This is a genomic window from Methylobacterium sp. J-070, assembly GCF_022829385.1.
Taxonomy (GTDB): domain Bacteria; phylum Pseudomonadota; class Alphaproteobacteria; order Rhizobiales; family Beijerinckiaceae; genus Methylobacterium.
The window spans coordinates 1-6,621 of sequence record NZ_JAKSXX010000294.1 but is presented as its reverse complement, the minus strand read 5'-3'; the positions used below and the strand labels follow the sequence as shown (position 1 = coordinate 6,621).

11 protein-coding genes are annotated in these 6,621 nt (G+C 63.9%); 4 read left to right on the top strand and 7 right to left on the bottom strand.

Annotated features, from left to right (window positions below; all coding sequences use genetic code 11):
• Positions 1 to 183: 183 nt before the first annotated feature.
• The 6 genes from MKL01_RS34170 to MKL01_RS34145 form a co-directional block, all read right to left on the bottom strand.
• Positions 184 to 417, bottom strand: coding sequence for a hypothetical protein (locus tag MKL01_RS34170; protein WP_243909616.1), 234 nt, complete (start codon positions 415 to 417; stop codon positions 184 to 186).
• Positions 418 to 555: 138 nt separating this feature from the next.
• A complete protein-coding gene (locus MKL01_RS34165; RefSeq protein WP_243909615.1) occupies positions 556 to 831 on the bottom strand; it encodes a hypothetical protein in 276 nt (91 codons plus the stop codon).
• A gap of 281 nt (positions 832 to 1,112) precedes the next feature.
• Positions 1,113 to 1,310 (bottom strand): hypothetical protein, encoded by a 198-nt coding sequence (locus MKL01_RS34160; RefSeq protein WP_243909614.1) that lies wholly within the window; start codon positions 1,308 to 1,310, stop codon positions 1,113 to 1,115.
• 206 nt (positions 1,311 to 1,516) lie between these two features.
• Positions 1,517 to 2,305 (bottom strand): transporter substrate-binding domain-containing protein, encoded by a 789-nt coding sequence (locus MKL01_RS34155; protein WP_243909613.1) that lies wholly within the window; start codon positions 2,303 to 2,305, stop codon positions 1,517 to 1,519.
• A gap of 1,469 nt (positions 2,306 to 3,774) precedes the next feature.
• On the bottom strand, positions 3,775 to 4,110 hold the full coding sequence (locus tag MKL01_RS34150) for a hypothetical protein (RefSeq protein WP_243909612.1): 336 nt from the start codon (positions 4,108 to 4,110) through the stop codon (positions 3,775 to 3,777).
• Complete coding sequence (locus MKL01_RS34145; protein ID WP_243909611.1) at positions 4,107 to 4,349, bottom strand: helix-turn-helix domain-containing protein; 243 nt, start codon at positions 4,347 to 4,349, stop codon at positions 4,107 to 4,109. Before MKL01_RS34145 ends, MKL01_RS34150 begins: the two co-directional genes overlap by 4 nt.
• A 119-nt stretch (positions 4,350 to 4,468) precedes the next feature.
• Here MKL01_RS34145 and MKL01_RS34140 point away from each other — a divergent pair, with 119 nt between their 5' ends.
• From MKL01_RS34140 to MKL01_RS34125, 4 genes are all read left to right on the top strand, one after another.
• Complete coding sequence (locus MKL01_RS34140) at positions 4,469 to 4,765, top strand: hypothetical protein (protein WP_243909610.1); 297 nt, start codon at positions 4,469 to 4,471, stop codon at positions 4,763 to 4,765.
• A gap of 74 nt (positions 4,766 to 4,839) precedes the next feature.
• Positions 4,840 to 5,046, top strand: coding sequence for a helix-turn-helix domain-containing protein (locus MKL01_RS34135; RefSeq protein WP_243909609.1), 207 nt, complete (start codon positions 4,840 to 4,842; stop codon positions 5,044 to 5,046).
• An 86-nt stretch (positions 5,047 to 5,132) separates the two neighbouring features.
• Positions 5,133 to 5,408: a hypothetical protein gene (locus tag MKL01_RS34130; protein ID WP_243909608.1), complete on the top strand. Its 276-nt coding sequence runs from the start codon at positions 5,133 to 5,135 to the stop codon at positions 5,406 to 5,408.
• A gap of 56 nt (positions 5,409 to 5,464) precedes the next feature.
• Complete coding sequence (locus MKL01_RS34125) at positions 5,465 to 6,343, top strand: hypothetical protein (protein ID WP_243909607.1); 879 nt, start codon at positions 5,465 to 5,467, stop codon at positions 6,341 to 6,343.
• Positions 6,344 to 6,372: 29 nt separating this feature from the next.
• Here the strand turns inward: MKL01_RS34125 and MKL01_RS34120 are convergent.
• Positions 6,373 to 6,621, bottom strand: a 249-nt coding sequence (locus tag MKL01_RS34120; protein ID WP_243909606.1) for a transposase, incomplete at its 5' end; no start/stop codon positions are given.

Genomic DNA, 6,621 nt, shown 5'->3' with positions numbered 1-6,621 from the left:
ATAGCGAAGGCCCGCGCGGCTATGCTGCCGCCGGGTGGTCGGGGTCCACATGGCAGGTCCAGGTCAGGCTTCAGCACCCCCCTGGAATCATCGCCATCCCGGCCACTCAACCCCGCCTCAGACCCTTATCGGACGGGCTCTAAGAAGGCGCAATGGACGCGAATGGCGAACTTTAGAGTAGCCTCAGCTGCCAATAAGCTTTTTCGATGCCGGCCCATAGCGCTCTTCCAGCTCGCCTCGGCCAGCATCGATAATCTCGTACTCGGCGCTGTCTCGCTCTGGAACCGTCCGCCCAGTGGCTGCGACCAGACCCAGCACCTCCAAGCGCCGCATGTAGACGGAGACCTGATAGAAGCGTGCGCCGGTCTGGGCGAGGGGCTGGAGGCGATAGTGGCTGGCAGGTGGAAGCTTGTGCATCGCTCGCCAGTGTACCGAGCAGCGGCTGGTGCGTCAGGCCTTCTGCGCCCCACCGGCAGCGACGGTGAGAGCGAGGGCGGCGAGGGCTGTGCGCATGGCAGCAGGATAGCTGCCGGGATAGCGGTGTCGAGGGTACCTTCAACCTTCCGGCGAGGGTTCGGCAGCTGCGGCGCCCGGTTCGGGGTCAGGTCCGGTATCAAGGGTGCCCCCGCCGACCAAAGCAGCGGCCCAGGCGCTAGCGATGAGGCGGACTTGCTCAATGGCCTCGGCGCGCGTGAATGGCTCATCGCCTTCGTCGCTGCCACCATCTGACCAAGCGACGAAACCGGTGCGCCGGCCGTTGGCATCTTCGACGCAGGCCGCGTCATCAAGGATGCAGATGCGGAGTGGAAGCTTTAGGCCGAGCGTGGGCATGCGAGACATGTAGAGCGCCTGAGACTGGCTTCGACCGTCCTGCCTACCTCAGCAACCCGCTCACCATTGCAACCATGCCGAAGCCGAACGAGATGAGGGCCGCGACGAGCAAGGCTCGATCAACTGCACAGCTTCGGGTTTCCTGGGCTTCGTCCTGCATCGATATGCTCCCTCGGTCTGAAGCTGATCAACCTTCGTTTCCCGGCTGTTTCGGAAAGTAACGGACCCGTGAGTGAGGCGGTGATGACACATCCGCTTAGCCCATGAGGCGGAGGATGATGTCAGGCCTCACCCCCGGTGTTGTAATCTTTAAAGGCGTCGAAGCCCTTCAGCGGCACACCAGTTCTGAACCGACCATACTTGCGGCCGATGTGATCCAGGTGTGCTCCATAGGCCATCCTCACGAGATGACGCTCATTGTCAGCGACGACGCGTAGGATCCGAGCGCGGAACAACTCATCGGGCTCGGGGTGGCTCATGGTTTACCCAGGAGGGCGACTGCACTGCCGGCGATGAGGCCAGCGGCTATGACCATGAGTTGGGCATCCTCATAGCCAGCCTGGATGAGCACATTCGACGAAACCGCTGCCATGCCGAATACACATATGCTTATCGCCAGCTGCGGCCTCACCTCAGATAGCCCTTCGCCTTTAGCTGTCCGCTGCTCGTCTGGCCGATCGGCCTGTCAGGGAGCAACGACGTCCTCACGCAGACCTTGCGCATCGAAGATCTGGCGCACAAGGCCTGATCGCTTTGCCTCGTTCATCCAAGTGTCCAGATAGGCCAGTGCGACCGCTCGCTCCTTCGGAACGGCGACGGCGATGAGGGTTTGCTGGAAGCTGCCGGTTGCTACCCGTGAGCTTGGTACCAGTGGCTGGACCGCCCTGAGTTGATCACGCGCGAGAGCCAAGGCATCGGCTTGACCGGAGCGCAGTCGTTCGATTGCCTCTGCTACAGAGCCGACTGGCACCGGCTTCGTCATCTTCAGCGTTCGCGCCGAGGCCCGCAACGTGGTCGAGCCGGCAATCCCGACCACGCGCATGCCGGGGCGATCCACTCCTTCCACATCCGAGACGCCGGCTGCCTCCGTGACGAGGTAGGTGCTCTCCAGATTGTAGTAGCCTGGACCGAAATCGACCTTCTGCCGACGCGCCTCGTCGATGGGCATGAAGGTGACGTCAATCAAGCCGGCGTTGGTCACCTCCGTGATCTCACCGGTATTTGGGAACACCGTGAAGGCTACCGGCACGCCAACGGATTGAGCTAGATCCCGCGCGAGATCGACCGTGACACCCTGCGGGGTACCGTCGGCGCCTCGCCTGACGAACAGCACTCCCGGGGTCGGAGCTTCGGCCACGCCGACGCGCAGCGTTCCTGGCGGTGCCAATTTGGTCCGGACTGCAGCGTCCTGCGCCTGTCCGGACGTCGGCAGGGCAATCAGGAAAAGTGAACCTGCAAGCTTTGCGATGCGCATTGAGAGGCATCCAGCAGGTGGCATGCGATTTGGCTGAGACGAAGCCGGCTAGACGTTCTTGGATCCTACCCCCTTCCGCTCCCGGAACCGGATCCCAGCTCCGCCTCCGTTCTAGGGGATGAACTCTAGGCCGAGGGGTTCATCGAAACAGGGCAACATAACCTATGTTGTAAGGTGGCAGAACAATGTTCGGCCATCATAAATCCTTAACAGATGATTAAAGGCGCGCGGCCTGGGCTAGTCCCTGTCCCCATAGCCATGAAAAAGGTCGGCCGGATTAGCGATGGGTACACCGGATGTGGACTGAATTCGACTAGCCGCTGTGCACAATTTTTGCCGAGACCACAGCCCTACGCAAGAGGGCACGCTCGAAGAAGCGTCGCAAAAAGTCACGCTCTAAACACAGGTCGACCGGGGCGCCACGTGCTGCCGCCGACAATTCGGCGCTTGGAAAGCTCACCTCCGATACATCTGCAGGCCATCTCACCGCGTCCACGGTGCAGGGGAGCAATCTACCGCCGGTCCTCGAAGCCTTCTGCAACGAACAACCGGAAGCGCCTATCCTGCATGTCGCGTCCAACATTGGTGCGTTGGACACCCAAGCAGCACAGTCCTGCCTGTCTCGGATCAAACACGACGAAAGTGCGGAGGTTGGTACCTTTGCCGTAACGAGTGAAGATGCCGCGATTATCAATCATGATGAGATTGATGGGTTGCCAGCTACTACGTCAACGGCGACCGTGCTTTGTGCCGTTGAGCTGCAATCTCCGGAGCGACGTGCTCGCCATCGCGCGTTCCGAAGCGTCGGTTTGGCTGGCATGAGTCTGTTCGGCCTCTTCGGCGCGCTGTGGCTGCTCAACCAAGGCTCTCAACCGGAGGCTGAGGCGCCGGGTACGATCGACCAAGCACCTGTCTTCGTTCGCGTGTGGACGGATCCGGTGCCTCTAGAGCAGGTCCGAACCGCTGCCGAGATCTCTCCGGTCGCTCCCCAGCCTAAGCAGCAAGCCGTCGCCGCGCCTACGGGCTTAGCCGTCGTTCAGAAGGCCCCGCTGGAGGAAGCGCACCACACCGACCTTCCGGCAGATGATCGATTGGTTGAGGCAACTTCCATCGCTTCGGTTGCTGTGCTCGGAGAGGTTGTGCAATCCGTTTCCGTCGCCTCGGTACCGCTACCACCGCGCCGGCCCGCGTCGCTTCTGATCCAGCATGTGCCGGTAGTGCACCCCGTCTCTACTACGTCAACAGTGTCCCCCGTTGCCCTAAATGAGCCGGCGGTTGAGCAGACAGAGCCGCCCGAGTCTTATGCAAGCTTCTCAGCTCGCAAGCACGAGATTGGAACCCATAAGCTGCCCTGGGGGATGGCGCGCCTTCACGAAGATGGGAATAGTGATAGCGGCCGTGGCCCCGTATGGGATTTTGTTCCGCGTCAGCCTTAGCCCAGGCGGGCGTCCATGCCCCGGTGAACGCGGTCACGGCTGATCCTTTTCCTTGCGGTAGCTGGCGAAGAAGCGTGTCAGGCCGTGCAGGTCGACGTCGGGGAGGGCGTCAGAGGCATCCTGAACGGCCTCGCCGTCCGCGACGCCCTGCCCGATCTTTCCCGCCAGTTCGTGCAGCGCCTGCGTCAGCAGAGGCGGCCACTCTACACCATGGTCTTGCAGGAGACGCGCGGCTTTCGCCAGCGCGGCAGCCTGCTCCACAGGCACCTGCTGTCCCATGATCTCCGCATCGAGCACACAGTCCGCGAGGACGGTGCAGAGGCGTAGAACTTCGCGCAGGCCTTCAGGAGAAGTGGGCTCGGCGGTCATGTCTGATCCTTCCGCCTGAGTTTAACGCCCGGCTCGCCGCCGTTGGTGAACTCGACGCCGGCCGCTTCGAACGTCCGCTGAACCTTGGCAAGATTGTCAGCCATCGCTTTCGGCACGCCGTCCACCTCTTCCATGCGCTTGATGGTGGCAGCCGAGACGCCAGAGGCATCTGCGAACTCGCGCACTGAGAGACGAAGGTACCCGCGGGCCATCCTGATTTGCGCGCCGGTAAGCATCATTGAACCCGTGAGCCTTTTTTGGTCTCCCGAGCACCAAATCGGTTGACGCGGGATGATATGTGATCCATTTTAGCTCATGAGCGCACCAGATGGAAGCGCGAACGATCCGGACACGCATCATGTCCTACCGCACCGTCTCCTGGACCCAGATCGACCGCGCCGGCCGCGACAGCCGCCCGGCCATCGCCCTCGGCCTGCTCTCGGCCAAGGCCCGCATCGACCTGACTGTGCGCACCACCCGCCGGCCCCTGTTCAAGGCCGGCCATTTTGACCGCGCCGCCATCATGTCGGCCGCTGCTTCCGCCGCCCGAGCCCATCAGGAGCGGTTCGGCTGCACCTGGAGCGAGGCCATGTCAGTCTGCCTCACCGCCGCATGGCGCGCCGCCAAGTTGGCCCGCCACATGGCCGCGCACTGAAAGGCACAGTGATGGCTCGTAGATCAGAACCGGAAGCAAAGCGAGCCCGAGCGGCTTCTCCGGATACTCGGGCTTTGCGGCCGCTCGCCTATCATCCGAAAGATGCTGCCACCATGCTCGGCGTGAGCAAGTCCACGATCTATCAGATGGTCGCCGATGGCGCCTTGCCGGCGCGAAAGCTGGGCGCAAGTACCGTTCTCCTTCACTCTGATCTCGTGGCCTTCTTGGAGGCACTGCCGCTGACCCCCTCGGCTGCAATCGCTCACGCCTCACCTGACTGAACGGTGCCTGCGCCGGGCTGACTAGCCCGACGGAATTCGTCCCCTTCCCCGACCCGACCCCACGAGCCCTCACCGCAGCCCGAACGATGACGCACGTCCGCATCCCCGATTTCAGCCAGCCCGTTCCGGTCCGCGCCACGTCGAGCGCTCGCCGTCAGCTCCCCATCGATCGCCGGTACCGCAATCTGCCCGACGAGACCCAGCCCGGCACCATCGAGCCCTGGCAGGCCGTGGCGCCCGTCCGTCCCGACACCGCGCACAGCCGATCCCTGCGCTTCCTCGACGTCGCCGACGAGCTGCTGGCCGCCGTCGCCATCATCGGCGGCGGCATGGTGCTGACCGGCCTCGCCTCCCTGCTCTGACTCGACCCGCCCCCGAGCGGGCCGGCTGCCCGCGTCCCTCATTCGAGGATCCCGCGATGTCCTTCCGTGCCTCCCTCAAAAACCTGATCCGCCGCGATCCCAGCACCGGCCTGCGCGAGCGGGCCGCTGCTACCGCCCGCCGTGTCCGCGAGTTCGGGTCGGCTGCCACCGGCACGACACCAGCTCCACCGATGGACCTCGCCCAGGTCTGCGATCAGGCTGTCATCGACTGGAATGCCATTCAGCCGGCCAGCCGGGCTGAGCACTGGGGCGACGAGCAGCTCGACGAGGCGCTGAACGCCTACGACGCCGTATTTCAGCGGGCGATCGACGAGCCCTCTCGCGACCTGGCCGAAGTGCGGGCAAAGGCCCGCCTGCTGCTGCACGGCCTGATCGAGCACACCTGCCACGACCCGAGCGACGAGGCCACGCTGACCGTCGACGAGCGTCTGACGCGCGTGGTCCTACGCAAGGTCGCCAACTTGGCCGGCACCACGGCCCTGACGCCTCCAGCCGACCCGACTGATTGGCACAACCCACCGCCCGGGTTCATGGCCTATCCTGCCGACGACCCGCAGGGTTTCGTCATCGTCCGAGAGGGCCTGCGCCTAGAGCTGGAGCGGCTGCATCGGATCGCGCTGGCTGAGTACGCCCGCAAGGTCGGTCCGGACGCTACCGAGGCCACGCGTGCTCGCGTCCGCCGGGAACTGCGTCTCGGGGTGTTCGAGTCCGCGTCGCCGAACGGGGACGCTGAAATTCTAGCGCTCGGGCTGGACCTCGACGCTGCACACGCTCGCTGGCGAGCCGCCACACCCGCCTACTGGGCGGCTCAGGATCACGTCAGCCAGGCGTGCAAAAGAGCCAAGGCACGCGGCGGGTCGGTCACTGCCGCCTGCGAGGCAGCTTGGAAGGGCGTGTCGCAAACCCGGCTGTGAGCCGCGGAAGGGCGTCTACCGTCTCGCTTTCATGCTTTGTTCGTGACAGGAAGGCCGAAGAGGCAGGCGAGCAGGTGGTTCTGCTCGCGCACGGTCCAGATCCCCGCAAACCCGAAGCCTTTGCGCAGCCACAACATCGCCTCGAAGCAGCGGATCGTGCGCCGGGCCGTGTTGAACGAGCGGAAGCCGCCCACTCTTGGCATCGCTCGTTTCACCCGGAAGTGGTCGCTTTCAATGCCTTGCTGCAGGTGTTTGGTCACGTAGTGGACCGGCGTGCG

Coding starts and splice junctions, on each gene's coding strand:
- MKL01_RS34125 (WP_243909607.1), top strand. CDS start 5,465: ATGTCCTTCCGTGCCTCCCTCAAAAACCTGATCCGCCGCGATCCCAGC.
- MKL01_RS34150 (WP_243909612.1), bottom strand. CDS start 4,110: ATGACCGCCGAGCCCACTTCTCCTGAAGGCCTGCGCGAAGTTCTACGC.
- MKL01_RS34165 (WP_243909615.1), bottom strand. CDS start 831: ATGCCCACGCTCGGCCTAAAGCTTCCACTCCGCATCTGCATCCTTGAT.
- MKL01_RS34130 (WP_243909608.1), top strand. CDS start 5,133: ATGACGCACGTCCGCATCCCCGATTTCAGCCAGCCCGTTCCGGTCCGC.
- MKL01_RS34155 (WP_243909613.1), bottom strand. CDS start 2,305: ATGCGCATCGCAAAGCTTGCAGGTTCACTTTTCCTGATTGCCCTGCCG.
- MKL01_RS34160 (WP_243909614.1), bottom strand. CDS start 1,310: ATGAGCCACCCCGAGCCCGATGAGTTGTTCCGCGCTCGGATCCTACGC.
- MKL01_RS34145 (WP_243909611.1), bottom strand. CDS start 4,349: ATGATGCTTACCGGCGCGCAAATCAGGATGGCCCGCGGGTACCTTCGT.
- MKL01_RS34140 (WP_243909610.1), top strand. CDS start 4,469: ATGTCCTACCGCACCGTCTCCTGGACCCAGATCGACCGCGCCGGCCGC.
- MKL01_RS34170 (WP_243909616.1), bottom strand. CDS start 417: ATGCACAAGCTTCCACCTGCCAGCCACTATCGCCTCCAGCCCCTCGCC.